Consider the following 25,053-nt stretch of genomic DNA (forward strand, 5'->3'; position numbering starts at 1 on the left):
TCCCTATCCGGCGCGGGCGTAGGATATTTGAGAGGAGCTGCCCCTAGTACGAGAGGACCGGGGTGGACGGACCACTGGTGTATCAGCTGTCGACCAACGGCATAGCTGAGTAGCCAAGTCTGGACGGGATAAACGCTGAAGGCATCTAAGCGTGAAGCCCCCCTCAAGATGAGATATCCCCTCCTTCAAGGAGATAAGATCCCTTAAAGACGATAAGGTAGATAGGTTCAAGGTGTAAGTGCGGTAACGCATTCAGCTGATGAATACTAATAGATCGAAGGTTTATTCTAAAAAGATGTAAGCGTGTTCTCGAACACTGTATGAAGTTTTGAGGTTGCTAAAGCAGCCAAAAGATAATATTCCTCAATAGCTCAGTTGGTAGAGCACTCGGCTGTTAACCGAGTTGTCGTAGGTTCGAGTCCTACTTGGGGAGCTCATATGATGTTGATTATTTCAACTTTGTATGTTATTATTAATCAGTCGCTGAATTCAGGCGTTGGATTTCAGCTAGTTTGGCTCCGTGGTCAAGCGGTTAAGACATCGCCCTTTCACGGCGGTAACACGGGTTCAATTCCCGTCGGAGTCATTTGCCTTTAGGCAATACTTAGTATTAAGCCGATGTGGCTCAATTGGCAGAGCAGCTGATTTGTAATCAGCAGGTTATCGGTTCGAGTCCGATCATCGGCTTTTTTCTATTGAGTAGAAAGAGGCCAATTTTTTTTATAAAGGTCTTGCTTGTTAGTCTTACAATATGGACCTTTAGCTCAGTTGGTTAGAGCAACCGGCTCATAACCGGTCGGTCCAGGGTTCGAGTCCCTGAGGGTCCACTTTCTATTTAAAAATATTTAATATGGCCTCATGGCTCAGTTGGTTAGAGCGCCGCCCTGTCACGGCGGAGGTCGAGGGTTCAAGTCCCTCTGGGGTCGTTTTCCAGTTTTAACATTATGGGATCTTAGCTCAGCTGGGAGAGCATCTGCCTTACAAGCAGGGGGTCACAGGTTCGAGCCCTGTAGGTCCCATTAGTCTTTTAATAGACTATGCCGTAGTGGCGGAACTGGCAGACGCGCGGGACTTAAAATCCCGTGGTGGCGACATCGTACCGGTTCGATTCCGGTCTACGGCATTTACTCTATTGAGTAAATATGTGTGTGTAGCTCAGCTGGATAGAGCACTTGGCTACGGACCAAGGTGTCGGGGGTTCGAATCCTCTCACGCACGCTTAGTAATAAGAGATAGGAAATGATTCCTATCTCTTATTTTTTTCCCAATTTGATTATGAATTGTTGTATTATAGTCTATGTGATTTTTATATTATGAATTAGAGGAATACTATGAGTGATATAGTAAGATATAAAATGATATTCATAGGGCGAGTACAGGGTGTAGGTTTTAGATACAAGGCTAGTCATATAGCTAATCAATATCGTCTAACTGGGTATGTAAAGAATGAATATGATGGCTCTGTTACAGCGGAAATACAGGGCTCTGAACAGGAAATATATATGTTTCTTAAATCACTGGCATCAGATAGATTCATAGATATTTATGAACTTGAAAAAGAAAAAATGCCACTTGAAGAAGATGAGCGGAGTTTTATAATACAATATTAAGCGGTTTGTGTTATTAGAAATGATTAGGGAGAATAATTAAGAAATAATGAGAAGAAAGCAAAAGAGAATAGTCTCAATAACAACAATAATAGTGGCACTACTATTGGTTGGTGGATGCGGGGCCTGGTTTTTCTTACAATCAAATAATATAGAAGACAATACAGATATAGCACAGAATCACGAAAAGCAGGATGTTACTTTGGAGGATTCTGAAGTACCTATGGCTGGTGAGCAATCAGCGGATACTGATGACGTCGGGATGTCACCGGAAGAATTATTCCAGGCCTTTTGTGATGGAAAGATTACAGCAGAAGCACGTTCTTACTATGATGACACTACATGGACAATGGATAATACTTACTTTCAGTTTGAAGATTCCACTCCAGAGGATGAGTTAGATGTCACCATGGTTGTAGAAAAATTGGAGCCTGTTGATTTGGATAATGATGGTGAAGTTGAGTTTATTTTACAGAATTCTGTATACGGAGATATGTGCTTTGATTGTAAGGATGGCAAGGTAGTTTGCTTTGCCCAGGGCGAAGGCACAGCAGCTATGTGTTCTTACACAAAGTATGATGGTGCCTATTGGATAGTTCACAGTGATACAACACATGGTGGCAGATGCACTTATGAGTTAACAAAGTTTAATGGAAACCTTGAGGTGGTGGATTCTCTTAGCTTCGGATGGGAAGACTGGGAAGACACTGGTGTGAAGACATATTATCAGGGTGAAAATGAGATCGCTGAAGCAGAGTATGAAGCACTGTATCAAAAGGTTTTTGGAGATAATTAGGAGATTTTTACTAGAGTTATGAAGTACAAGAACTATATTTTTGATTTATATGGAACATTAATTGATATACATACAGATGAGAAAAATCCAAAGCTCTGGGAGTATACCTCGGAGTATTTTGAAACAAACTTTGGTACGGTCATCGATTCCAAGAAATTAAACCAAGAGTATCTTAAGCTTTGTAAGGCTGAGGAGAAAAGACTTGCTAGAGAAAATGGCAGTAAGCATCCAGAGATTAAAATCGAGTGGGTATGGGAAAAGTTAATTGGGAAGCCAGTATCAGATGTAGAAATGAGAAGGTTTTGCAATGACTTTAGGGAAACTTCCCGCGTAAAGCTGAAAAGATATGATGGAGTGGCAGAGACTTTGGCTGCCATCAAAGAAGCTGGCGGAAAGATATATCTACTGTCTAACGCCCAGAGACTATATACAGAAAAGGAAATGGAAGATACTGATATTACTAAGTATTTTGATGATATTTTTATTTCTTCAGATAAGGGGATAAAGAAGCCTGATGGTAATTTCCTTCAGGAATTGCTTGATAAGCATTCCCTTATAAAAGATGAGTGTGTGATGATAGGAAATGAAGTTCTTGCTGATGTGGGAGTAGCTACTGCAGTGGGAATTGATGCAATACTTCTTAACACCTACAATCATCCTAGCTGGGACTTAAAGAGAGATTTCGCAAGGTGTGGTGCAGATATGGATAAGGTTAAAGTTATCTTAGAACCTACATTTATTACACCTTCCAATATTATAGCTTAGTAAAAAATATGAGTAATGAACTTAATAAAGTTTATAGCAAAAAGAGATAGGTCGATGCCTATCTCTTTTTGAATATAAAATATAATTTTGGAAGGATTTAACTATGGCATTCTTTCTTAATAACTAATGGCCAAAGAGTTAGAGCAAATAATGTCATAAGGCATCTTGCGATAAAGTTGCCCCAGTGTCCAGCGAATAACTGGACGATTGTTGCTGCAGCAAATAATTCTTTCCATGCGAACATGATTGCAGCGCCAATAGCAGTAAGCATTGGAAGTCGAAGAGCTGCATCGCCAACAGGAATTTCATATTTTAGGTAGTGGCGTTCGATGTAGCTGCCAATTAAGAATCCTGTCATTCCGCCGCAGGCTTTGAAGGTATCGTTCATCATTTTCTGTGGGTCAACAAGAAGCTGCCCATCTATATAATCCATAGGATAAGGCTTTACCTGAATATAGATAAGAGTGGCTATAACTACGATAATACCGGCTAATGTAAGCTTATCGCTCAAAGTCTCGTTATCGCCAACTTTATTCTGAATAAAGCCTACGAGAATAACGATGATTGTTGAACATCCGAAACCTACCAAAACATCCTGTGGGGTATGAACTCCAAGGAAATTTCTTGAAAAGCAGGTCAGGAAAAGAATTATTCCAAGTGTAATAGCAAGCCAGCGTCTCTTGTCCTTTTGCCACGCTATAGAAGTACCGTACATGGTGGTGGCATTTGTTGAATGGCCACTAGGGAAAGAATAACCTGTGGCTGCAACTTTAGAATCACCTGCCGGTTCAATCAAATCTGATCTAATCCATGGTCTGTAAGCACATACCGTAAGTTTAAGAAGGCCATTTACAAGTTCACCACTCCAAAAAGCGGTCATAAAGCGGTATCCCCACTTCTTGTTGTATCCCCAAAAAACTATGTAAGGTAAAAATGGTAATACATCTACTGCAAATTTTGACAGAGCATTGAAAAACTCATCAAAGGCTCCGCCAGTGGCATTTCTTAAATCTTGTAACCATAATAAATACTGGATATCAAAACTCATAAGCATCTCTCCTTTTTATTTTTCTACACAACATAGGCATAAGTGTAGTCTTATTATGTGAAAATAATATGTATATAAAATTAAAAAAGTGTGTATTATCATAGTGTTGACAATATACCCCTATAGGGTATATAATCCATTCAACAATGATACCCCATAGGGGTATGTTGAGAACTCGGTTAGAAATGTAAAAGGAGAAATTCTTATGGCAGATAATACAAATAAAGAGAACTTGAAGCAGGAGGAATGTTGCTGCTGTTCAGGAAAGACAAAAGAGAGAGAAGACAAAGAGTTTAAGGATCTCATGAACAGACTCAAGAGAATTGAGGGGCAGGTAAGAGGCGTAGAGAACATGCTTGAAAATGATGCATACTGTACAGATATTCTTGTTCAGGTGTCAGCCATCACTTCTGCCTTAAACAGCTTTAATAAGGTATTACTTGCAAATCATATGAAGACTTGTGTAGCAGATAACATCAGAGAAGGAAACGATGAGGTTATCGATGAGCTTGTATGTACCTTGCAGAAGCTTATGAAGTAACATGAATATAGGGTTTGACACTCTATAGCACAGGAAGTTTATAGGTGATTATATGGAACAATACAAAGTAACAGGAATGAGCTGCGCTGCATGCCAGACCAGAGTGGAAAAGGCTGTTAGCGCTGTGGAAGGCGTGGATAGTTGTGCAGTCAGCTTATTAACAAATTCAATGGGAGTAGAGGGAACTGCTTCTCCCGAGGCAATCATAGCAGCTGTTGAGGCAGCAGGTTATGGTGCAAGCATTAAGGCTGAAGGTGGTGCAAAAGAACAGGCAGCCTCAGAAGATTCGTTAAAGGATACAGAGACGCCAAAGATGAAGAAGAGATTGATTGCTTCAATTATTCTATTGATTCCTCTTATGTATGTGTCCATGGGACATATGCTATGGGATTGGCCACTACCAGGATTTTTGGATGGTAATCATGTAGCAATGGGATTGTATCAACTGATATTAGCTGGGCTTGTTATGGTGATTAACCAGAAGTTTTTCATCAGTGGGTTTAGAGGGCTGATTCATAAATCTCCTAATATGGATACGCTGGTGGCATTAGGTGCTACAGCATCATATGTGTATAGCGTAGTAGCATTGTTTGCAATGACCTCTGCGGTGTTAGCAAATGATGAAGAGCAAATAATATATTTTATGAATCAGTTTTATTTTGAGGCGGCGGCAATGATTCTTACCCTTATTACAGTTGGTAAGATGCTTGAGGCCAAATCAAAGGGAAAGACTACCGATGCCCTAAAGGGATTAATGAAGCTTGCACCTAAGACAGCAGTGATCCTTAGGGATGGTGAAGAAATCACAGTGCCTATTGAAGAGGTGCAGGTGGGCGACAGATTTGTGGTAAGACCTGGAGACAGCATACCCGTGGATGGTATTGTAGTAGAAGGGGAAAGCGCGGTAAATGAAGCGGCCCTTACAGGCGAGAGCGTACCAGCGGAGAAAGCTGTGGGTGACAAGGTCTATGCTGCCACAATTAATTCTTCAGGCTATATGGTCTGCGAGGCAAAGAAAGTTGGTGAGGACACTACACTTTCAGCCATTATAAAAATGGTAAGCGATGCGGCAGCCACTAAGGCACCTATCGCAAAGATTGCTGACAGAGTATCAGGAGTGTTTGTGCCAGCTGTAATATCCATTTCGGTAATTACATTTATTTCATGGCTTCTTGTAGGTCAGACTGTGGGCTACGCTATAGCAAGAGCCGTATCAGTTCTTGTAATCAGCTGCCCATGTGCATTGGGGCTTGCAACACCAGTAGCTATCATGGTTGGAAATGGTGTGGCTGCAAAAACAGGAGTATTATTCAAGACTGCGGCATCACTGGAGCAGGCTGGTAAGACTCAGATAGTGGCACTGGATAAGACAGGAACAATCACCACTGGCGAAATGAAAATTACAGACATAATGCCTGTAATACAAAGTTCAGATGAAGGACATGTTGAATTTAAGATTTCTGCCAGAGAGGCCTACAAGTTATTAACAACAGCCTATGCTCTGGAATCAAAGAGCGAACATCCGATTTCAAAGGCTATCACAGAATATGCCTCTGAAAAGCAATTAGAATTGAAAGAGACTACAGAATTTGAAGCACTTTCAGGAAATGGGCTTAAGGCTAGGCTGGATGGTGAGCTGATTTATGGAGGCAGTTTTAAATTTATCAGCAAAATCCTTGCAGAGAATACTAATCCACAAGAATCAGAGAGAATTATTTCTGAGGTGGAAAAGACAGTAGATAATTTATCTCGCAGTGGAAAGACTCCAATATTATTTGCCAAGGAAGGAAAGCTTCTTGGAATAATAGCGGTAGCAGATGTAATTAAAGAAGATTCTAAGGAAGCTATTTCAGAGCTTAAGAATATGGGAATCCACGTGGTAATGCTTACAGGCGACAATGAAATCACGGCAGCTGCTATAGCAGAGCAGGCAGGTGTAGATGAAGTGGTTGCATCGGTAAAGCCTGATGGTAAGGAGGCTGTGGTAAGACAGCTGATGGAGCATGGCATGACCACCATGGTAGGCGATGGAATTAATGATGCGCCAGCACTGACCTCGGCAAACCTTGGAATAGCAATTGGTGCAGGAACAGATATTGCAATTGATGCCGCAGATGTAGTATTAATGAAGAGTAGCATTAAAGATGTTGCAGCGGCTATAAGGATTTCAAGAAAGACTCTTACAAATATTCACGAGAATCTTTTCTGGGCATTTTTCTACAATATCCTTGGAATACCTCTTGCAGCAGGATGTTACATCGCAGCATTTGGCTGGGAGCTTAATCCGATTTTTGGTGCAGCAGCCATGGGATTATCGAGCTTCTGTGTAGTTAGCAATGCGTTAAGACTTAATTGGATTAAGCCTTATGACAGCTCGAAAGATAAAATGATTAAGAATCCAATAAAAGGGATTTTAATAAAACAAGCAACAAAAAATGAAGATAGAAAGGAAGCAGGAGAAATGAAGATTACAGTTAAGGGAATGATGTGCCAGCATTGTGAGGCACACGTAAAGAAGGCACTTGAGGCAATTGATGGTATCGATAGCGCAGTAGCATCACACGAGGAGAATCTTGTAACAATCACTAATTCAAAGGATGTTGATGAGGCAGCAATCAAGGCAGCTGTAGAAGAGGCTGGATACGAGTACGGCGGTATATTATAATGACATTAGTTTCGTAGTCTTACATGTAGTAGCTGAAAGGAGCTTTTATGGCAGAATTATGGGATGCGTACAACAGGGATTTTACTAGAATAGATGGGTCAACGCTTGTGCGAGGTCAACATATTCCTGACAATATCTACCATTTGGTTTGCGACATTATCGTGAAGCATACAGATGGAAGCTACCTGATTATGCAAAGAGACCATGAGAAGACTCATGGTGGTCAGTGGGAGCTTTCCGCAGGGGGCTCTGCTTTACAGGGCGAGGGACCAGATGAGGCATCAAAGCGAGAGCTTAAAGAAGAGACAGGCATCGAAGGAACCTTAAGAGAGATTGGTAGAATGGTAATTGATAAGAATCATTCTATTTATGTACTTTACATTTGTGAGACTGATTGTGATAAGGATTCGGTGGTGTTGCAGCATGGTGAGACCATTGATTACAGATGGATTTCAAGAGATGAGCTTCTAGCCATGAAAGAGGATGAGCTGATTTCTTACAGAGCCATGAAATTACTTCATGAACAGAATATATAAAATTAAGAAAATAAAAAGAGCTAAGACAATGTAAATCGCAAATGTCTTAGCTCTTAATTTTTATGATTTTAATTAGGCTGTTTTTTCTTTTTCTTTTAATTCTTTTTGGAGAGCTTTTTCAAGGAGCTCCTTCTCATGTAATTCCTGAATATCATCTAAAGCAGAAAGCATAGGCTTTACGTTCATATGAAGGATATTTCTCTGAACATAGTTGTGTGTAATCTTCATAACAGTACCGCTAAGAGTAACTACACCGATAAGGTTTGGTATAGCCATAAGTCCGTTGAATGTATCTGAAAGATCCCATGCAAGTGTCAAATCCATAGTGGCACCAACTACGATAAAAGCAACGAAAACTATATGGTAGAACTTGATTGTTTTTCTGCCAAAAAGATACTCAAAAGCCTTGCTACCGTACTGGCTCCAGCCAAGAACAGTAGAAAATGCAAATGGAATGATTGCGATAGCAATAAAGGCAGAACCAAATTTTCCAAATACAGTAGAGAAAGCTTCTGCAACAAGTGCAGTAGAAACTTGATCTGAAATTACCTTTCCAGTTTCCAAATCTACCAAGCCGCTTGAAAGGACAGCAAAAGCTGTAACACTACAAACGATGATTGTATCAGCAAAAACCTCGAAGATTCCCCACATACCTTGAACTACAGGCTCTCTTACGTTTGAGCTTGAGTGAACCATTACGGAAGAACCAAGACCTGCCTCATTTGAGAAAACGCCTCGCTTCATACCAAACTGAACAGCCATGGCAACACCACTACCAACGATACCACCACCAACAGCACGCATACCAAAGGCACTCTTAATGATAGAAGTGAAAACTGCTCCGAACTGGTCAATATGGAAGGCACATACAATAAGTGCACAAATCATGTAGATAAGAGCCATAAATGGAACCAGCTTTTCTGTAACAGCAGCGATTCTTTTCAAACCACCTACAATTACAAGAGCAGCGAATACCATAAGGCAAATACCAGTAACAATGTAAGGAATTCCAAATACGGAGTTCAAATTTACAGCGATGGAATTAATCTGACCCATGTTTCCGATACCAAATGAAGCTAAAATACAGAAAACAGAGAACAGAACTGCAAGGCCGGAGCCAAGATGTCTATAGCCCTTCTTTCCGCCAAGACCATCGCGAAGATAGTACATAGCGCCACCACACCACTCGTTCTTTTCATTTCTTCTACGGTAGTAGATACCGAGAACATTTTCAGAGAAGTTTGTCATCATTCCAAAGAAGGCAACAATCCACATCCAGAAAATTGCACCAGGACCACCAGAAGCGATAGCAGCAGCAACACCTGCGATGTTACCAGTACCGATTGTTGCAGCTAAGGCTGTGCAAAGGCTCTGGAACTGTGAAATCTGAGTATCTTCTTTGTCAGTGTGTGCAGTTACGTGGGAATCCTTGAAGATACCACCGATTGTGTTCTTAATCCAATGCTTAAAGTGTGAAATCTGAAAGAATCTTGTAAGACAGGTCATAAGAATACCAGTACCCACCAAAAGGATAAGCATAGGTAGTCCCCAGACGAAACCATTTACAGCGTTGTTGATGTTTTCAACGCGAGATAGAAAATTTTCCATATACAACCCTCCAAAATTAAAGCCATAATAAATTACGGACAGTTTAGCACATTAAAGTAGCAAAGTCTACAAGAAATTTTAACAGATAGTTTTCTTGAAAAGGAGAAGTTGTACGATTAGAATGATATTATACTTCTTAAGACAGATAACTGCGGGGCGAGATTCATGAGAGGGACCGAGTATGAAAAATACTATGAAAGAGAAGAGAAATCTGCTGATTTACTATGTGGAGCTTACCTTAGGTGCCATCATAGCTGCATTTTCTATTGAAGAGTTTTTGGTTCCAAATAGAATTTTCGATGGAGGCGTGACAGGTATAAGTATGATTGTGTCACACTTCCTTCCGCTTCCTCTAGGAATTTTGATTGTTTTGATAAATGCGCCTTTTGTTATAGTGGCTTATAGAAAAATGGGGCATCAGCTGGTTGTGAGAATGATTTATGCTATTATTCTGTTCTCAATTATGACAGGAGTTTTTGAACCAGTTGAAGAGGCTACTGATGAAATGTTGCTTGCCATAACTTACGGAGGAGTCTTGCTGGGACTTGGAGTCGGTCTGGTGCTAAAGGGTGGTGGCTGTCTGGATGGAACCGAAGTGGTGGCTGTTATCCTGAACAGAAATTTCTCCATATCCACCGGCCAGGTTATTTTGATTTTTAATGTTTTCATTTTCACAATTGCCGGGATGGTGTTTGATTTTGACAGGGGAATGTATTCTCTGCTGATGTATTTCATTTCTTCCAAGGTGATTGATGTTGTTGAAATTGGTTTTGGCAGTGCAAAATCTGTAATGATTATTACTGATGAAGGCGGGAAGCTGGCAGATGAGATTTTCACGAAGCTTGGGCGTACAGTAACATTTTTGCATGGAGAAGGTCTTGTTTCCAACAATGAGAAGGATATTCTTTATTGCGTGGTAACACGTGCTGAGATTTATGAACTAAAGGCATTACTCAATGATTTTCCTGGAAGTACCTTTACTACAATTTCAGATGTTTCGGAGGTTGTGGGAAGTCATATAAAATCAATATAGATTTGCCAAATTAAATAAAAAGTTTTAAAATTCTAAAGGACAAAGACGTTTGCTTTTTAGCGGGCGTCTTTTATTTTTTTTCGGGAAGGAAAACTAAAGTGAAAGACGGATTTATAAAAATTGCATGTGCTACACCGGATATAAAGGTAGCTGATACTGAGCACAATGCAACTGAGATAATTAGATTAATCAGGGAAGCAAATGAGAAAGGTGTAAAGATTATCTGTTTCCCAGAATTAGGTATAACAGGATACACCTGTGGAGATTTATTTTTACAAGATGTTTTGCTTAAAGGTGCAGTGAAGGCTGTGGAGGAGATTGCTAGTGCAACATCTGAGCTTGATATAGTGATTATAGTGGGCTTGCCATATCAGGTGAGAAACAAGCTTTACAATATTGCAGCAGTGATAAAGGGTGGCAAAGTAATTGGTGCCACAGCAAAGAAAAATATTCCAAACTACAGTGAGTTTTATGAGCTGAGACATTTTACACCAGCTGATGATAACCTCATGGAGGAAATAAGCTTTGGTGCAGCTGGAACTACAACTCTTTGCAGTAATCACGTTTTTTCTTGCCAGGAACTGAGCAATCTGAAATTTGGAATAGAGATATGCGAGGATCTTTGGGTGGCAGAAACACCATCAGTGAAGTTGGCAAAGGCAGGTGCCACAATTATCTTTAATCTTTCTGCAAGTGATGAGGTAATTGGAAAGGCAGATTACAGAAGAAATCTTATTAAGGCAAAATCAGGAAGTCTTCTTTGTGCATATGCTTATGCGGACGCAGGTGTGGGAGAGTCCACACAGGATATGGTTTTCGCCGGGCACAACATTATTGCAGAAAATGGTACCGTATATGCGGAATCAAAAATCTTTGATAATGAGATGATAATCGCAGATGTGGATGTGGACAGACTTGTACACGAACGAAGACGTATGAATACATTTACCGTAAATACGGATTGTGAAAGTCATCAGTCAGAATTTTCATTAAAGCCAGAGGAGACAAAGATAACATTTGCTCCACCAAAGACACCATTCGTTCCTACTGTAAAATATGATTTGGATAGTCGATGTGAGGAAATTCTTACAATGCAGGCTGTGGGGCTTATGACAAGAATCAGACATATTGGTTGCAAGAATGTAGTTATAGGATTGTCAGGAGGACTTGATTCTACACTGGCTCTTATCGTAACAGTCCATGCATTTGACAGACTAGGGCTTGATAAAAAGGGAATTCACTGTATCACCATGCCATGCTTTGGCACTACAGACAGAACATACACAAATGCCTGCCGACTTGCTGAGGCATACGGTACCACACTTGAAGAGATAAACATCAAAGCAAGTGTCAGTCAGCATTTTGAAGATATAGGTCAGGATAGCAGCAACCACGATGTCACCTATGAGAATGGTCAGGCCAGAGAACGTACCCAGATTCTTATGGACAAGGCAAACATGCTTGGTGGAATTGTAATTGGCACAGGTGATTTGTCGGAGCTTGCCTTGGGATGGGCTACCTATAATGGCGACCATATGTCAATGTATGCTGTTAATTCTTCAATTCCAAAGACACTTGTGAGATGGCTGGTGGAATATGAGGCAAACAGAACAGAGGGTATCCTCAGTAGTACTCTAAAAGATATTTTTGATACACCAGTCAGCCCAGAGCTTCTTCCACCAGATGAGGATGGAAAGATTTCACAGAAGACCGAGGATTTGGTAGGACCATACGAGCTTCACGATTACTTCCTGTATTACATGCTCCGTTTTGGATTTTCACCATCAAAGATTTTCAGGCTGGCACAAAAATCTTTTGAGGGTGACTACAGCCGTGAAGAAATCCTTAAATGGTTGAAGAAGTTCTACTGGAGATTCTTCACTCAGCAGTTCAAGAGAAGCTGCATGCCAGATGGTCCCAAGGTTGGTACAGTAACCTTATCTCCAAGAGGAGATTTCAGAATGCCAAGTGATGCAGCAGTAAATCTCTGGATGAAAGAAATTGAAATGATTTGATAGAAAACAGTTGCATATTCTTTAAATTTCCGTATACTTTAATCAAACAAAGGCGTTTTGAGTCACAATTGTGGCTTGAGGCGCCTTTTTATTTTACAGAAAGGAGGAGAGAGAGCATGACAACATACGCAGACATTTTTAGTAAAAAAGAACGGGTTGAGGATATGGAAATCTATGCAGGTTCTGGGGCTGTTAATGAGCAATTGGCCAGGTATGGTGTTAAGTTTGGAATTTATAAAAACAATGAATTCAAAGAGCAGCTTTTTCCATTTGATATGATTCCAAGAATCATTGATAAGGATGAGTTTACCTACCTTGAAAAAGGATTGAAGCAAAGAGTTGTAGCTCTAAATTGTTTTATTAACGACATCTATGGCGACAAGCATATTGTTAGAGACGGCATCATACCGGAGGAATTTATTTACGCCGGTAGTGGATATTTACCTCAGTGCGATGGAATCAAGCCACCCAAGGGAATATATGCCCACATAGCAGGTATTGATTTAGTTCAGGCGAAGGATGGAGACTGGTATGTTCTGGAGGATAACCTAAGAATCCCTTCAGGCGCATCTTACCCAATGATTGCGCGAATGATTTCCAGAAGAAGCTCACCGGATCTTTTTACGGGAAAACATGTTGAAGACAACAGAAACTATGCCGCTATGCTACGTCGTACTATGGACCATGTGAATGTGGGAGGACACACGGTCATCTTGACTCCAGGCAGATATAATGCAGCTTATTTTGAACACTCGTATCTTGCAGAAAAGACAGGTGCGCATTTGGCTTCTGGGCACGAGCTGATAGTTGAAAATGACCACTTGTATTTTATCGATTATTCGGGACGTAAAGAGAGAGTAGGAGCTGTATACAGACGAATATCAGATGAATATCTTGACCCAATGACCTTTAGGAAGGATTCAGTAATTGGCATTCCTCACATTTTTGATATTTACAGAAAGGGAAATGTTGCACTTATCAATGCACCAGGAAATGGTGTGGCAGATGATAAGGGAATATATTATTTCGTTCCAAAGATGGTGAAATATTATCTGAATGAGGAGCCAATTCTCAATAATGCCCCAACCTATCTTCCATACTATGAAGAGGATATGAAGTATGTGCTGGAGAATTTTGACAAGCTGGTTTTAAAGGATGTGGCAGAGGCTGGTGGATATGGAGTAGTGTTCGGCAGCAAGATGAACTCAGAGGAAAAAGCAAACTTCAAGGAGATGTTGAAGAGTGAGCCTCGAAGATTCATTGCGCAGGAGGTTATAGATTTTCTGGATATCGATATCATGGAAAAATGCGAGCTTCTTCCAAGAAAAGCGGACTTGAGAGCCTTTGTACTTATGGGGGATGAACCAATGGTATGGAAAAGTGGATTGACCAGATTCTCCAGAAATCCAGATTCATTTATTGTTAATTCTTCGCAGGGAGGAGGATTTAAAGATACATGGGTATTATCTCAGTAGAGAACACAGACAGATTATACTGGCTTGGCAGATATACAGAGCGAGTGTATACCACCATAAAGGTTTTTGAGGCCAGATTTGATTCAATGATTGATATTGATGATTTGGAGTACGAAAAGTTCTGCGAAAGTCAGGATATTCCAAACATCTATAAGAGCAAGGAGGATTTTGTTGCTCGATATTGCTTTTCCCTGGAGGATGAGAATTCAATCTTTTCTAACCTGATGAGGGCCTATGATAACGCGATTGTTCTAAGGGAAGAAATCGGAAGTGAATCCCTTTCATATATCCAATTGGCGGTATATGCCATGAATCAGGCCGCAATCAACAAATCACCATTAATTGGCTTACAGCATGTGACGGATAATATAGCTGCATTCTGGGGAATGGCGGATGATGACATTGAGGAGTCCTCAATACGGAACATGATACGGGTTGGTAAGCTTGTGGAACGAATTGATTTATATTCACGACTAAAAGTATTTCCTGAGAGGATTCGTAAGGAGACAAGAAGACTTACTAATCGTATCGATAAAAGCACCATGCGATATGACAGTACAAGGATGGCGCACATAAATTATCTAGTGCAGTTGGATGATATGCCTTATGAGACGTTGACAGATGAGATTGAACAATTGGTAGGTGAGGAGCTTTGAAAAAGCTACAGTTTGGCTATCATATGAAGCTCACTTTTAGTGACTACGTAAAAAATCATAGATTTTCACTTAAGTGTGTTCCACATGATACTGATTTACAAAAAATCGAAAATTTGGCGGTGGAGGTGTATCCAGATAATGTGACCAGTGAGGATGAGGATTCCTACGGAAACATTACCTTATTTGGATACACAAATGAGCTCCATAACAGTTTCGGATTTGATGTAAATGGAATTGCCGTAACTGGCAGAGAAGAGTACGAGAAAGCAGATGAACTTCACAAGATAGGTATATTTAAATATCAAACGCCAAAGACAAAGCCAGGACTTAAGACTTTGGAGTATTATCAGAAGCTTGATTTGAAAAGATTTGATTCAGCTCTTGATAAGGCATCAGTCATTATGGAAGGGTTAAGTAATTCTTTTCAGTATGTGCAAGGGGTTACAAATATGTCTACAACCTCGGAGGAGGCACTTGTTGGCGGGAGCGGTGTTTGTCAGGATTATGCACATATCATGCTTTCTCTTTGTCGAATGGAAGGTATACCCTGTCGCTATGTTGCAGGCATGATGATGGGTGAGGGACTATCACATGCCTGGGTAGAGATATGGAACGAACGAAAATGGCTTGGGTTTGATCCTACCAATTATAAGCTTGTGGGAGATGAATATATTAAAATATCCAATGGAAGAGATTCAGAGGATTGTCTTGTAAATCAGGGAATATTCACCGGAAATGTTACTCAGATTCAGGACATAAATGTGGTTGTGGAAGAGGTTTTTGATGAAGGAATTGTTGGAATCAATTGAAGATGTAGTGAGGTTGTCGCTTCCTGTAGATGAGGAATTCGTAATTACGAAGCATAGATTTGTGGCTGACAGGAAGAAGAGACAGAAAAGAATATGCATAGTGACCGGAATCCATGGGGATGAATTGGAAGGACAGTATGTGTGCTATGAGCTATCAAGGAGGATTAGGGAGCAGGTTGATAGCTTAAACGGCATAGTAGACATATATCCGGCGATGAATCCCTTTGGAATTGATTCCATTACAAGAGGAATTCCAGCTTTTGACCTGGATATGAACAGAATTTTTCCAGGCAATCTTGATGGAGATATGAACGAGTATCTGGCATATAAAATTATTGAGGAACTGGAGGGAGCAGACCTTGTAATAGATATTCATGCCAGCAATATTTTCCTTACAGAGGTTCCACAGATTCGTATAAACGAATTGAATGCTGATGCACTTGTACCGATAGCAAAGAAAGCAAATATGGATTTGATATGGGTACATGGTGCCAGCACAGTTTTAGAATCCACTCTAGCTTATTCTCTTAACAGCAAAGGAACGAATACCCTTGTTGTGGAAATGGGAGTGGGTATGAGAATTACTGAAGAGTATGGTAATCAACTGACGGACGGCATTTTTTCTCTCATGAAGGAGCTGGGAATATGGACGGGAGCAGTTCCTGATATGAAAGAAGCAATTGTTGCCTATGATGCAGATGGAGATGATGTTTGTTATCTGAACGCGCCTTGTTCAGGTATATATATGAAGGAAAAGAAACATGGAAGTGTGGTAGAAAAAGGAGAATTAGTAGGAAAGATTATTAATCCGTTAAGTGGAGAAGTAATAGCTGAAATCAAAGCACCAGAAAAGGGGATGATTTTTACAGTTAGAGAATATCCTGTAGTGGAGGAAGGTTCGCTTACGGGAAGAATTCTCAAGGAAAAGGTATTATTGGAGAATCAGGTATGAGAGAAGAGGTTATATATTCGTTTAAGGGATTATACAGAGACGATTTCAGGGTAAAAGGCTATGTTTTTGGAGAAGGTGAAAAGACCGCATGTATCGTTGGTAGCCTACGAGGAAATGAATATCAACAGGTGTACGTGTGCAGTTTGTTGATAAAGAAACTGAAGGAACTAGAAGAGTGTGGAAAGATTTCCAAGGACAAGTCCATCATGGTAGTGCCCAGTGGAAATCCTTATTCCATGAATATAAAAAAACGATTTTGGAGTATTGATAATACTGATATAAACAGAATGTTTCCTGGATACGAAAAAGGGGAAACAACACAGAGAATCGCAGCAGGAATATTTGAGCAGATAAAAGATTATAAGTTTGGAATCCAGTTTGCGTCCTTCTATATGCCTGGGCATTTTGTGCCCCAGGTAAGGATTATGAAAACTGGAAATGAAAACGTAGAGATGGCCAAGGCGTTTGGATTACCCTTTGTAGTTATCCACAACCCAAGACCCTTTGATACAGCAACCCTAAACTACAATTGGCAAATTTGGGACACCGAGGCCTTCTCTATTTATACATCCAGTACGGAAAAGATAGATAAAAAGAGCGCTGAAATTGGTGTACATGCTGTGCTGAATTTCCTGGCAAAAGAAGGAGTTATTGATTACGAAAGTACAGAAGGCTGTGTTTCAAAAGTCATAGAAAGTGGCAAATTTATAAGTATCAGAACAGCTAATGCTGGATTTATGGAACCAATAGTACAAGCTGGTGATGTAGTGATCAAGGGGCAGGTGATGGCATATGTTACTAATCCATATACTGGAGAAGTTATTCAGACAGTGACTGCAAGTACAGACGGGATTATAGCTTTTGAGTACGATAGTCCGATAGTGTATCAGAATACAGCGGCTTTTAAGCTTATTCCGTTATCATAAAAAAAGAAGGAGACAATTGGGGAAGACAGCATGATTAAACTAAATGATTATTTATATGATGGAGAGACAATTTTTAGGATATTACAGAAATATATAGATGATTTGGAGGAAAACGCATTAACAACTCATAATCAGGTAGACTTAGTGCACTGCGCATTTCTTGATACTATATATGAGATTTTAGAGCACAACGAATTTTTAACCTCTCAGTCCCAAAGAATTCGTGAGTTCTATAAATATATGGTAGTAGCATATCCATATTTGGCATTCACCTTTAAGGGGAGAATTAAATCTATTATCCGGTCGGAAGAAAAGTTTAATAGATACATTGTGGACTTCATATATGAATACTATCAGAAGTACCATCATTTCCCAGCGACTCAGGAGATAAAGGAAAAATTAAGTTGTTTTAGGGATGTACTCGCTTATCGAATTGTTATCTCTTTACCTAAGTGTCATTTAAAAGAGGGGCAGGATTTAGAAGAGGAAGAGATTAAGCTTTTATATGAAATTGCCAATAAAATGCCTGTGTTCTTGGAATCCCAGGGTTTTACAGTTGTTAAGGCAAATTTGGAAGGGCGTGAATGCTCGGAATTGTTGGATAAAAGTTTGTGGGATACCTATAGAGATTATGTTCATAAGCCAACCAATGTTGGATATAGATCCTTACATTTAACCTTGTTTGATGAGCAGGCAAGGTGCCACGTTGAGGTGCAGCTTAGAACGAAATCTATGGATGATAGTGCTGAAATTGGAGAGTCTAATCATCTGAGATATGTGGAGTCTCAGGAGCAGCAGAAAAACAGAAGATTAGAGATTCCTGAAGGGGAATGTGTATTCTTTGATGAGGCCTATGAGAGAGTTGTATCATTGGAAAATTTAGATTTGTCTGAGCTTGATGTAAATATGTTTACAGCTGTTAATAACAGTTTAATTAATGATGGCTGTGGGTTATTTAGGGGACGACAGATTTTACCATTTGAACACTTATCAAGATTTCAAAATGGATTGGTGGACTAGAAGAATTGAAGAAGCTTAAAGAATTAAATTTAGAGTTTCCAAGAATTGGAATGCGAATAATTAAATCTTCCATAGCAGTTCTTTTGTGCTTTGTTGTCGATTATTTTCGAAATGGAGCCGGAATTGTTTTCTATTCACAGTTGTCTGCTCTATGGTGCATGCAGGCCACCAGGGAAAGCACAATCAAAAATGCCAAGCAGAGGATGATTGGAACTTTTATAGGAACCTTTTATGGGTTCCTTTATATTGTTATAAAGCAAATATTTTTGCCTAAAGTTATCAGCTATGACTATGTGGGTTCAGTCCTAATTTCAGGGATGATTGTGTTGGTAATTTACACATCGGTATTGATTAAGAAAAAGCAGGCTTCCTATTTTTCCTGTGTAGTATTTTTAAGTATTGTTGTAAATCACATAGGAGATTCAAATCCATATTTATTTGCCTGCAACAGATTTTTTGATACAGTAATAGGTATTGCTATTGGTGTTTTGGTAAATATTTGGAGATGTTAGATAAATATCTAATATTAGTGTTGACAACCATCATATGGAGTGATATTTTATATGTATCGAAGGAGATATAAGATAAACATCTAACATTGGAGGGTTGTCATGAAAGTAGCATACAAAGAATTATTTGCAAATCGTAATTTCAGAAAGGATTTAGCTGCATCACTTATCAATCGTTTTGGTGATTCTATTGATGCCATTGCTTCATCATGGATTGTTTATGAATTAACTGGTGAGGCTAGCTGGTCAGCAATCATCTACGCTATCAATCGCTTACCTACAATTTTCTTAACTCCACTAGCTGGTCCATGGGTTGAGCGTCATAATAAGAAGATGATTATGGTGGTAACTGATTTGATTCGTGCTTTATGTGTTGGCGTTTTGGCAACAGGCTTGTTACTTGGTTTCTTAAGCGCACCACTTATTGCAGTACTTAGCTTTATCATTTCCAGTGCTGAGGCATTCCGTATTCCAGCAGGCACAGCTATTTTTCCACAGATTGTGCCAAGAGAACAGTATGGAACAGCAATGTCAGTAAATCAGGCTTCTTCTAGTGTGGTAGAGCTGATAGGAACAGGTGTAGCAGCAGCTATTATTGCTTTGATTGGCAGTGCCGGTGCTATTTATGTGGATATGGTAACTTTCGTATTATCAGCACTGTTGATTATGTCATTAGAGTTACATGAGGATGTTCATAAGGATTCTAACGGTTTTAGTGTATCAGGTTATTTTGCAGATTTGAAGGGTGGCTTCGTATACTGTGCATCAAAGAAGCGTTTAGTAGCTATCACAATGATGATATTGTTCTTAAATGGTATTCTCGTTCCTTTGAATAGTTTACAGACTCCTATGGTAACAGAGCTGTTCTGTGGTAATGTATGGTACTTATCTGTATTTGGAACTACATTATCTATTTCAATGTTATTAGGTTCTGTAATTTACCCAATGATTCAGGATAGATTAAATGTTAAAATGGTTCTTGTAATGATTTGCACAGGAATCGCTGGATTCTATCTGCTGATGGTGGCAGGAAAAGGACTTTATTCTAATTTATATTTTGCTATGTCAACTATCGTTGTATTGGCAGCAATGCTTGGCCTTATCATCAGTGTAGGAAATATGTTCTTAGGTATAGAGACAATACGAATGATTGACCGTGAGTATTTGGCAAGAGCAGCCAGCATCGGTAATGCACTTGGCTCAGCTATCGTGCCAGTGACAGCATTTATTGTTAGTATTGCAGTTCGTTTTGTAGGTGTTCCAACAATTTTTGTAGGTGCAGGTTTGATTGCAGTTGCATTTTGCGGCGTACTCTTTCTTAATCATAGTTTGGATGATGAAGAGCCACAGGCAGTGGATAAAAATGAATCTTTGGAGGCAGCATGAATCGATTTCATATAGAATTACAATATGTTTCGGAAAGCGTCACTTTGTTAAATATGGCGGCTCATCAGGAACAATATATTACTGACTATATGTATCAGTTGGCAGCACGTTACGGAATGACTCCTGATGACAGAGCCAAAAAAGTGGTGGACCTGCTACAGGAGATAGAAGATGTAGCACGAGCAGAATTTTCAAAGGATATGCAGACACTTCGTTTCTATTGTGAGATGGAGGAAGATATCGGAAAGGCTGATTCTTTTGCTAATATTCTTTTACTTGCAGGAAAAACCTATAATAATGACCGTTCTGTAGCAGAGCATGAGACATACCTGAATGAACTTTCAGACCAGGAGTACAACGCAGCATTTTATGATTTAGTAAAGGCTTATGGAGCGACCACTGTTGATGACGGCGATGATGATAAAAATACTGTCACTGATGTAATGGATATCATTTTCCAGATGGAAATATCAGATTCCCGTAAGTTATGTTTACAGCAGTTGTTTTTACATCGTAAGGAACATATTAAGAAGCTGATTGCTTTGATGCTTCGAGCAGAGAAGATTCTGAAGAAGTACGAGAAGAAGCTTATGGTTTTTGGCAATGAACTAGTGGACTATGTGGAGGGTGAATTACAGGGACGTTCGCTGTCTGATTTCATCCTCAAAGAGTTCTATGGTAACATGTCGATTCCAACTGACAACAGAGATTGTGAGATATATTTATCATACCTGAAGAGTGCATATATGGGCTTCTATTTAAAGGGAGATGAAATCGAATCTGCAGAGCATGTTGCAGTAGTTGGTGTGATTTTTAGCAAGGGAATGAGTTTCCGCAATCTTTTGGAGCAGCGTGCTCAGCTCAGTGAAGATAAGGTTATGACCATGCTGAAGCTTTTAGCTGATAAGAGTAAGTTACAGATTCTTACAGCAACAGTGGATGAGCCTGCATACGGTTCACAGCTGGCAAGCATGCTTGGTCTTACCACAGCCACCATTTCACACCATACATCGGCCTTACTGGAGCAAGATTTGTTAACCTTAGATAAGGTGGATACAAAAATATATTATCGTGCCAATCCAGTAATGATTCGTGCGCTGATTCAATATTTGCAGGAGACATTACTTCACGAGTAGGGAGGTTTCTATGGCAGCCTTTGACAGAGTGTGTTCGGGAATTCCACAGATGGATGAACAGTTTGATAACATTCGACTGGGGGATAACGTGGTTTGGCGCGTGGATAAGCTGGAGGATTTCAAGCTGTTTGCCAAGCCTTATGTACAGCAGGCTATAAAGGATGGAAGGAATCTGATATACATCAGATTTGCCAGTCATGAACCGCTGTTTGAACCACAGGAAGGTTTGAAGATTGTAAATGTGGAGCTTTCACATCGCTTTGAAACCTTTACGGTGGATATACATGAGATAATTGAAAAGGAAGGCTTCGACGCCTTCTATGTTTTTGACTGCCTTTCTGAGCTGCAGACTGCCTGGGCCACAGACCTTATGATGGGCAATTTCTTTCAGGTAACCTGCCCATATCTTTTCCAGCTGGATACAGTGGCATTCTTCCCGCTGATTCGTGGAAAACATTCTTTTAAAGCTATTGCAAAAATTCGTGATACAACTCAACTATTTTTAGATGTTTATACTGATAAGAACAATGTATTTGTAAGACCTGATAAGGTGTGGAACCGTTTTTCAGAAACAATGTTTTTACCACACGTTTATGAGCCAGAGGCAGGGACGTTTGCACCGATGCTTGACGGTGTGAGAGCCAGCCATTTTTATCAGCTTTTGGAAAAAGAAACAAACAGTGCCGACAGGGATAACAAAGACAGCTGGGATAGATTTTTCGACATGACTGCAACCATGCATGAAAATGGCATGGATGTCACTGAGCAGTGCAGCAGGATGTGCAATATCATGATGTCCAGAGATGAGCGGATGCGTGTCATGATAAAGGAGAACTTTAAGCCTGAGGATTATCTTCATGTTAAGAGCAGAATGATAGGAACAGGTATGATTGGTGGCAAGGCCTGCGGAATGCTTCTGGCAAGAAAGATAATAGAAAATAACAGGCCTGATATATTTGAAAAGTTCGAGCCTCATGATTCCTTCTATGTAGGCTCTGATGTGTTCTATACATTTATAGTGGAAAATAATTTCTGGGATATCAGGGTGCGCCAGAGAAAGCCAGAGGAATATTTTAGTCTTGCAGATGAGTTTGCCCAGAGACTGTTAGATGGAAAATTCTCTAGAGATATGGAGGAAGAATTAGTTAAGTTATTGGAGTACTATGGTCAAGATCCTATCATAGTCAGATCCAGCTCTATTCTTGAGGATGGCTTTGGAAATGCCTTTGCTGGAAAATACGAATCTGTTTTTTGTCCAAATGCAGGTGATATGGACCAAAGGTTAAATGAGCTGGAGGATGCTATCAGAACAGTATATGCCAGCACCATGAGTAAGTCTGCCTTGGATTACAGAAACAGGCGAGGTCTTCAGGCTCGTGATGAGCAGATGGCACTTTTGATTCAGCGAGTTTCAGGCTCTTATTATGGGGAATATTATATGCCTTGCGCAGCAGGTGTTGGCTATTCCTACAGTCCATACAGATTTATGGAAAGCCTTGATCCTGAGGCAGGTATGCTGCGTCTTGTAATGGGACTTGGAACATCTGCAGTAGATAGAACGGAAGGCTCCTATCCAAGACTTGTAAGTTTGGATAATCCAAAGGCTACCACCGCCAGAGATTGCGGAGAGAAGCATAAATATTCACAGAAGAAGCTGGAACTGATAAACAGAGGTGAAGGTAAATTGCAGCAGGTGGAGTTGGATGTTATTAAGCCATTTATGCCATATTATCTTCAGCGACTTTTGCTGGAGCATGACTTTGATGTGGAGAGACTGTTCAGGGAGCAGGGACATAACCGTGATATTCAGTTTATATCCTGTCAGGGTATTGTGGAAAAACAGGAAATTATGGCTCAGATGAAAGATATTTTGGGGACAATTCAGAAGGAATACGACTACCCTGTGGATACTGAGTTTACCATTAATTTTTCCGAGGATGGGGATTATGTAATTAACATTCTGCAGTGCAGACCACTACAGGTTTTCGAGGATTCGGGAGACTTTGAAATGCCTGATGAGATTGTCACAGAAAAGGTTTTGTTTGAATGTGAAAAGTCCGCCATGGGATTATCCCGTTCGGAGAAGCTGGATATGATTGTATATGTAGACCCTGTAAATTACTACAACATGGACTACAAGGATAAATACAGCATTGCAAATGCTATAGGCACCATTAACTGGAAGATGAGAGATTCTGGCAAGAAGCTGCTTCTTATGGTGCCGGGGCGCATTGGTACCACTTCACCAGAGCTTGGCGTGCCAACATCCTTTGCGGATATCAGTGAATTTGAAGCCATCTGCGAGATTGCAAATTCTGAGGCAGGGTACAATCCTGAACTTTCATATGGCAGTCATTTCTTCCAGGATTTGGTGGAGTCAGGAATTCTTTACAATGCTATTTTTGAAAATGAAAAGACTAAGGTTTTCAACATGGATTTACTTGCTGGTTGTAAAAATATTCTTGAAGAGTTTGATGAGAAGTATGAAAAGCTCAGGGATAAAATTCGTATATACGATGTGTCAGAAATGGGATTTATGCTGTGTAATGATATGAAAAAAGAAAGGATTATTTGCTTTAAGAATTAACAATAAAATCTATTTCTAACGCAGTATAAATATACACAATTGTGTTATAAACATTCTTGTTGACAAACAAAATAAAGGATAGATATAATTTTGCACATAAATAAAGCGTGAATGTGCAAAGGGGCATATGTCGGTTGACATGTGCCTCTTTTTTATATTCAAAAACGCATTTACGTTAATAAAGGAAAAGGAAGGTAATGGTATGATGGAACGAAAAAAATTAGTAGCATTGATTATGACACTAGTGGTTACGATGGCAATGATGACAGGCTGTGGTTCGGCAGCAGGCTCAGCAAAGGCTGGAGAGTATGAGGGTGAGTTAATCATGGCTACCAATGCTACATTCCCACCATACGAGTTTGTGGAGAATGGAGAGTACGAGGGAATTGATGTTGAAATAGCAGAAAAGATTGCCGAAGAATTAAATCTTGAGCTTGTTATTGAGGATGTGGAGTTTGGTTCAATCATAGCAGGTGTAGAGAGTGGTAAATATGACATGGGAATGGCTGGCATGACAGTTACAGATGAGAGAAAAGAGAGCGTAAACTTTTCTGAAACATATGCTGTAGCAGTTCAGTCAGTAATCGTTCCAGCAGGTTCAACAATTAAATCAATCGATGATATTTCTGCTGATACAAAGATTGGTGTGCAGCAGGATACAACAGGTGATATATACGCTACAGATGATTACGGCGATGAGGCTATTGTTCGTTATAAGGCAGGCCCAGATGCTGTGCAGGCACTGGCTTCAGGAAAGGTTGATTGTGTAATCATCGATAAGGAGCCAGCAAAGGCTTATGTAGCAGCAAATGATGGACTAGAGTTGCTTGAATCAGCATATGCTGAGGAGGAATATGCAATCTGTGTTGCAAAGGGAAATGATGAGCTTCTCGAAAAGATTAATACAGCTTTGGCTAAGCTTAAATCCGATGGAACTATAGATGAGATTGTTAGCAAATATATTTCTGCTGAGGATTAAAGAT

At 40.0% G+C, this 25,053-nt stretch carries 21 protein-coding genes, 8 tRNA genes and 1 rRNA gene; 28 read left to right on the forward strand and 2 right to left on the reverse strand.

Features of this window, described 5'->3' with window-relative positions:
* From BMZ41_RS14620 to BMZ41_RS14675, 12 genes are all read left to right on the forward strand, one after another.
* Nucleotides 1-290 (forward strand): 23S ribosomal RNA (locus BMZ41_RS14620); the annotation flags it as partial.
* A 70-nt stretch (nucleotides 291-360) separates the two neighbouring features.
* Nucleotides 361-433, forward strand: a tRNA-Asn gene (locus tag BMZ41_RS14625).
* Between the two features lie 81 nt (nucleotides 434-514).
* Nucleotides 515-586 (forward strand) — tRNA-Glu (locus BMZ41_RS14630).
* A gap of 28 nt (nucleotides 587-614) precedes the next feature.
* Nucleotides 615-687: transfer RNA gene (locus tag BMZ41_RS14635), tRNA-Thr, on the forward strand.
* Nucleotides 688-753: 66 nt separating this feature from the next.
* Nucleotides 754-827, forward strand: a tRNA-Ile gene (locus BMZ41_RS14640).
* Nucleotides 828-852: 25 nt separating this feature from the next.
* A tRNA-Asp gene (locus BMZ41_RS14645) sits at nucleotides 853-926 on the forward strand.
* Between the two features lie 20 nt (nucleotides 927-946).
* Nucleotides 947-1,019: transfer RNA gene (locus BMZ41_RS14650), tRNA-Val, on the forward strand.
* 20 nt (nucleotides 1,020-1,039) lie between these two features.
* Nucleotides 1,040-1,123: transfer RNA gene (locus tag BMZ41_RS14655), tRNA-Leu, on the forward strand.
* A 21-nt stretch (nucleotides 1,124-1,144) separates the two neighbouring features.
* Nucleotides 1,145-1,218: transfer RNA gene (locus tag BMZ41_RS14660), tRNA-Arg, on the forward strand.
* Nucleotides 1,219-1,331: 113 nt separating this feature from the next.
* Nucleotides 1,332-1,610, forward strand: coding sequence for an acylphosphatase (locus tag BMZ41_RS14665; protein WP_177184257.1), 279 nt, complete (start codon nucleotides 1,332-1,334; stop codon nucleotides 1,608-1,610).
* 46 nt (nucleotides 1,611-1,656) lie between these two features.
* On the forward strand, nucleotides 1,657-2,403 hold the full coding sequence (locus BMZ41_RS14670; protein WP_090531000.1) for a hypothetical protein: 747 nt from the start codon (nucleotides 1,657-1,659) through the stop codon (nucleotides 2,401-2,403).
* An 18-nt stretch (nucleotides 2,404-2,421) separates the two neighbouring features.
* Nucleotides 2,422-3,168, forward strand: a complete 747-nt coding sequence (locus BMZ41_RS14675) for an HAD family hydrolase (protein ID WP_090531002.1) — start codon at nucleotides 2,422-2,424, stop codon at nucleotides 3,166-3,168.
* Between the two features lie 97 nt (nucleotides 3,169-3,265).
* On the opposite strand, the gene BMZ41_RS14680 is transcribed toward BMZ41_RS14675, so the two are convergent.
* Entirely contained in the window at nucleotides 3,266-4,216 is a 951-nt protein-coding gene (locus BMZ41_RS14680; RefSeq protein WP_090531005.1) for a phosphatase PAP2 family protein, read from the reverse strand.
* 205 nt (nucleotides 4,217-4,421) lie between these two features.
* On the opposite strand from BMZ41_RS14680, the gene BMZ41_RS14685 reads away from it, so the two are divergent.
* Genes BMZ41_RS14685 through BMZ41_RS14695 form a run of 3 tightly spaced genes read left to right on the forward strand, consistent with a single transcriptional unit; the run spans nucleotide 4,422 to nucleotide 7,958 of the window.
* A complete protein-coding gene (locus BMZ41_RS14685) occupies nucleotides 4,422-4,757 on the forward strand; it encodes a metal-sensing transcriptional repressor (RefSeq protein ID WP_090531008.1) in 336 nt (111 codons plus the stop codon).
* Nucleotides 4,758-4,809: 52 nt separating this feature from the next.
* A complete protein-coding gene (locus BMZ41_RS14690; protein ID WP_090531010.1) occupies nucleotides 4,810-7,422 on the forward strand; it encodes a heavy metal translocating P-type ATPase in 2,613 nt (870 codons plus the stop codon).
* A 47-nt stretch (nucleotides 7,423-7,469) separates the two neighbouring features.
* Nucleotides 7,470-7,958, forward strand: a complete 489-nt coding sequence (locus tag BMZ41_RS14695; RefSeq protein ID WP_090531013.1) for an NUDIX hydrolase — start codon at nucleotides 7,470-7,472, stop codon at nucleotides 7,956-7,958.
* 72 nt (nucleotides 7,959-8,030) lie between these two features.
* Here the strand turns inward: BMZ41_RS14695 and BMZ41_RS14700 are convergent, their stop codons facing one another.
* Nucleotides 8,031-9,566: an alanine/glycine:cation symporter family protein gene (locus tag BMZ41_RS14700; RefSeq protein WP_090170387.1), complete on the reverse strand. Its 1,536-nt coding sequence runs from the start codon at nucleotides 9,564-9,566 to the stop codon at nucleotides 8,031-8,033.
* 181 nt (nucleotides 9,567-9,747) lie between these two features.
* Between BMZ41_RS14700 and BMZ41_RS14705 the strand changes: the two genes are divergently transcribed.
* The 13 genes from BMZ41_RS14705 to BMZ41_RS14765 all read left to right on the forward strand — a co-directional run bounded on the left by BMZ41_RS14705 (nucleotide 9,748) and on the right by BMZ41_RS14765 (nucleotide 25,049).
* A complete protein-coding gene (locus BMZ41_RS14705) occupies nucleotides 9,748-10,599 on the forward strand; it encodes a YitT family protein (protein WP_090531016.1) in 852 nt (283 codons plus the stop codon).
* Between the two features lie 98 nt (nucleotides 10,600-10,697).
* Nucleotides 10,698-12,614 carry an NAD(+) synthase gene (locus BMZ41_RS14710; RefSeq protein WP_090531019.1) on the forward strand — a complete coding sequence of 639 codons (1,917 nt, stop codon included), beginning with the start codon at nucleotides 10,698-10,700 and terminating at the stop codon, nucleotides 12,612-12,614.
* Nucleotides 12,615-12,730: 116 nt separating this feature from the next.
* Nucleotides 12,731-14,089, forward strand: coding sequence for a circularly permuted type 2 ATP-grasp protein (locus BMZ41_RS14715; RefSeq protein ID WP_090170381.1), 1,359 nt, complete (start codon nucleotides 12,731-12,733; stop codon nucleotides 14,087-14,089).
* Nucleotides 14,071-14,745, forward strand: coding sequence for an alpha-E domain-containing protein (locus BMZ41_RS14720; RefSeq protein ID WP_028248153.1), 675 nt, complete (start codon nucleotides 14,071-14,073; stop codon nucleotides 14,743-14,745). The genes BMZ41_RS14715 and BMZ41_RS14720 overlap by 19 nt, the downstream gene beginning before the upstream one ends.
* Nucleotides 14,742-15,554 (forward strand): transglutaminase-like domain-containing protein, encoded by an 813-nt coding sequence (locus BMZ41_RS14725; RefSeq protein WP_090531022.1) that lies wholly within the window; start codon nucleotides 14,742-14,744, stop codon nucleotides 15,552-15,554. The genes BMZ41_RS14720 and BMZ41_RS14725 overlap by 4 nt, the downstream gene beginning before the upstream one ends.
* Nucleotides 15,529-16,506 (forward strand): M14 family metallopeptidase, encoded by a 978-nt coding sequence (locus BMZ41_RS14730; RefSeq protein ID WP_090531025.1) that lies wholly within the window; start codon nucleotides 15,529-15,531, stop codon nucleotides 16,504-16,506. The genes BMZ41_RS14725 and BMZ41_RS14730 overlap by 26 nt, the downstream gene beginning before the upstream one ends.
* Nucleotides 16,503-17,432 (forward strand): M14 family metallopeptidase, encoded by a 930-nt coding sequence (locus BMZ41_RS14735; RefSeq protein ID WP_090170375.1) that lies wholly within the window; start codon nucleotides 16,503-16,505, stop codon nucleotides 17,430-17,432. Before BMZ41_RS14730 ends, BMZ41_RS14735 begins: the two co-directional genes overlap by 4 nt.
* A gap of 30 nt (nucleotides 17,433-17,462) precedes the next feature.
* On the forward strand, nucleotides 17,463-18,452 hold the full coding sequence (locus BMZ41_RS14740) for a nucleotidyltransferase family protein (protein WP_090170372.1): 990 nt from the start codon (nucleotides 17,463-17,465) through the stop codon (nucleotides 18,450-18,452).
* A gap of 5 nt (nucleotides 18,453-18,457) precedes the next feature.
* The gene (locus BMZ41_RS14745; RefSeq protein WP_090531028.1) at nucleotides 18,458-18,964 is read left to right on the forward strand and encodes an FUSC family protein; all 507 of its coding nucleotides are present in this window, start codon (nucleotides 18,458-18,460) and stop codon (nucleotides 18,962-18,964) included.
* Nucleotides 18,965-19,063: 99 nt separating this feature from the next.
* On the forward strand, nucleotides 19,064-20,347 hold the full coding sequence (locus BMZ41_RS14750; protein ID WP_090531031.1) for an MFS transporter: 1,284 nt from the start codon (nucleotides 19,064-19,066) through the stop codon (nucleotides 20,345-20,347).
* The gene (locus BMZ41_RS14755; protein ID WP_090531033.1) at nucleotides 20,344-21,483 is read left to right on the forward strand and encodes an ArsR/SmtB family transcription factor; all 1,140 of its coding nucleotides are present in this window, start codon (nucleotides 20,344-20,346) and stop codon (nucleotides 21,481-21,483) included. Before BMZ41_RS14750 ends, BMZ41_RS14755 begins: the two co-directional genes overlap by 4 nt.
* Before the next feature lie 10 nt (nucleotides 21,484-21,493).
* Entirely contained in the window at nucleotides 21,494-24,070 is a 2,577-nt protein-coding gene (locus BMZ41_RS14760) for a PEP/pyruvate-binding domain-containing protein (protein WP_090531036.1), read from the forward strand.
* Between the two features lie 202 nt (nucleotides 24,071-24,272).
* Nucleotides 24,273-25,049: a transporter substrate-binding domain-containing protein gene (locus tag BMZ41_RS14765; RefSeq protein WP_330388914.1), complete on the forward strand. Its 777-nt coding sequence runs from the start codon at nucleotides 24,273-24,275 to the stop codon at nucleotides 25,047-25,049.
* Nucleotides 25,050-25,053 lie beyond the last annotated feature (4 nt).

Source organism: Pseudobutyrivibrio sp. UC1225, from assembly GCF_900115215.1.
Classification (GTDB): Bacteria; Bacillota; Clostridia; order Lachnospirales; family Lachnospiraceae; genus Pseudobutyrivibrio.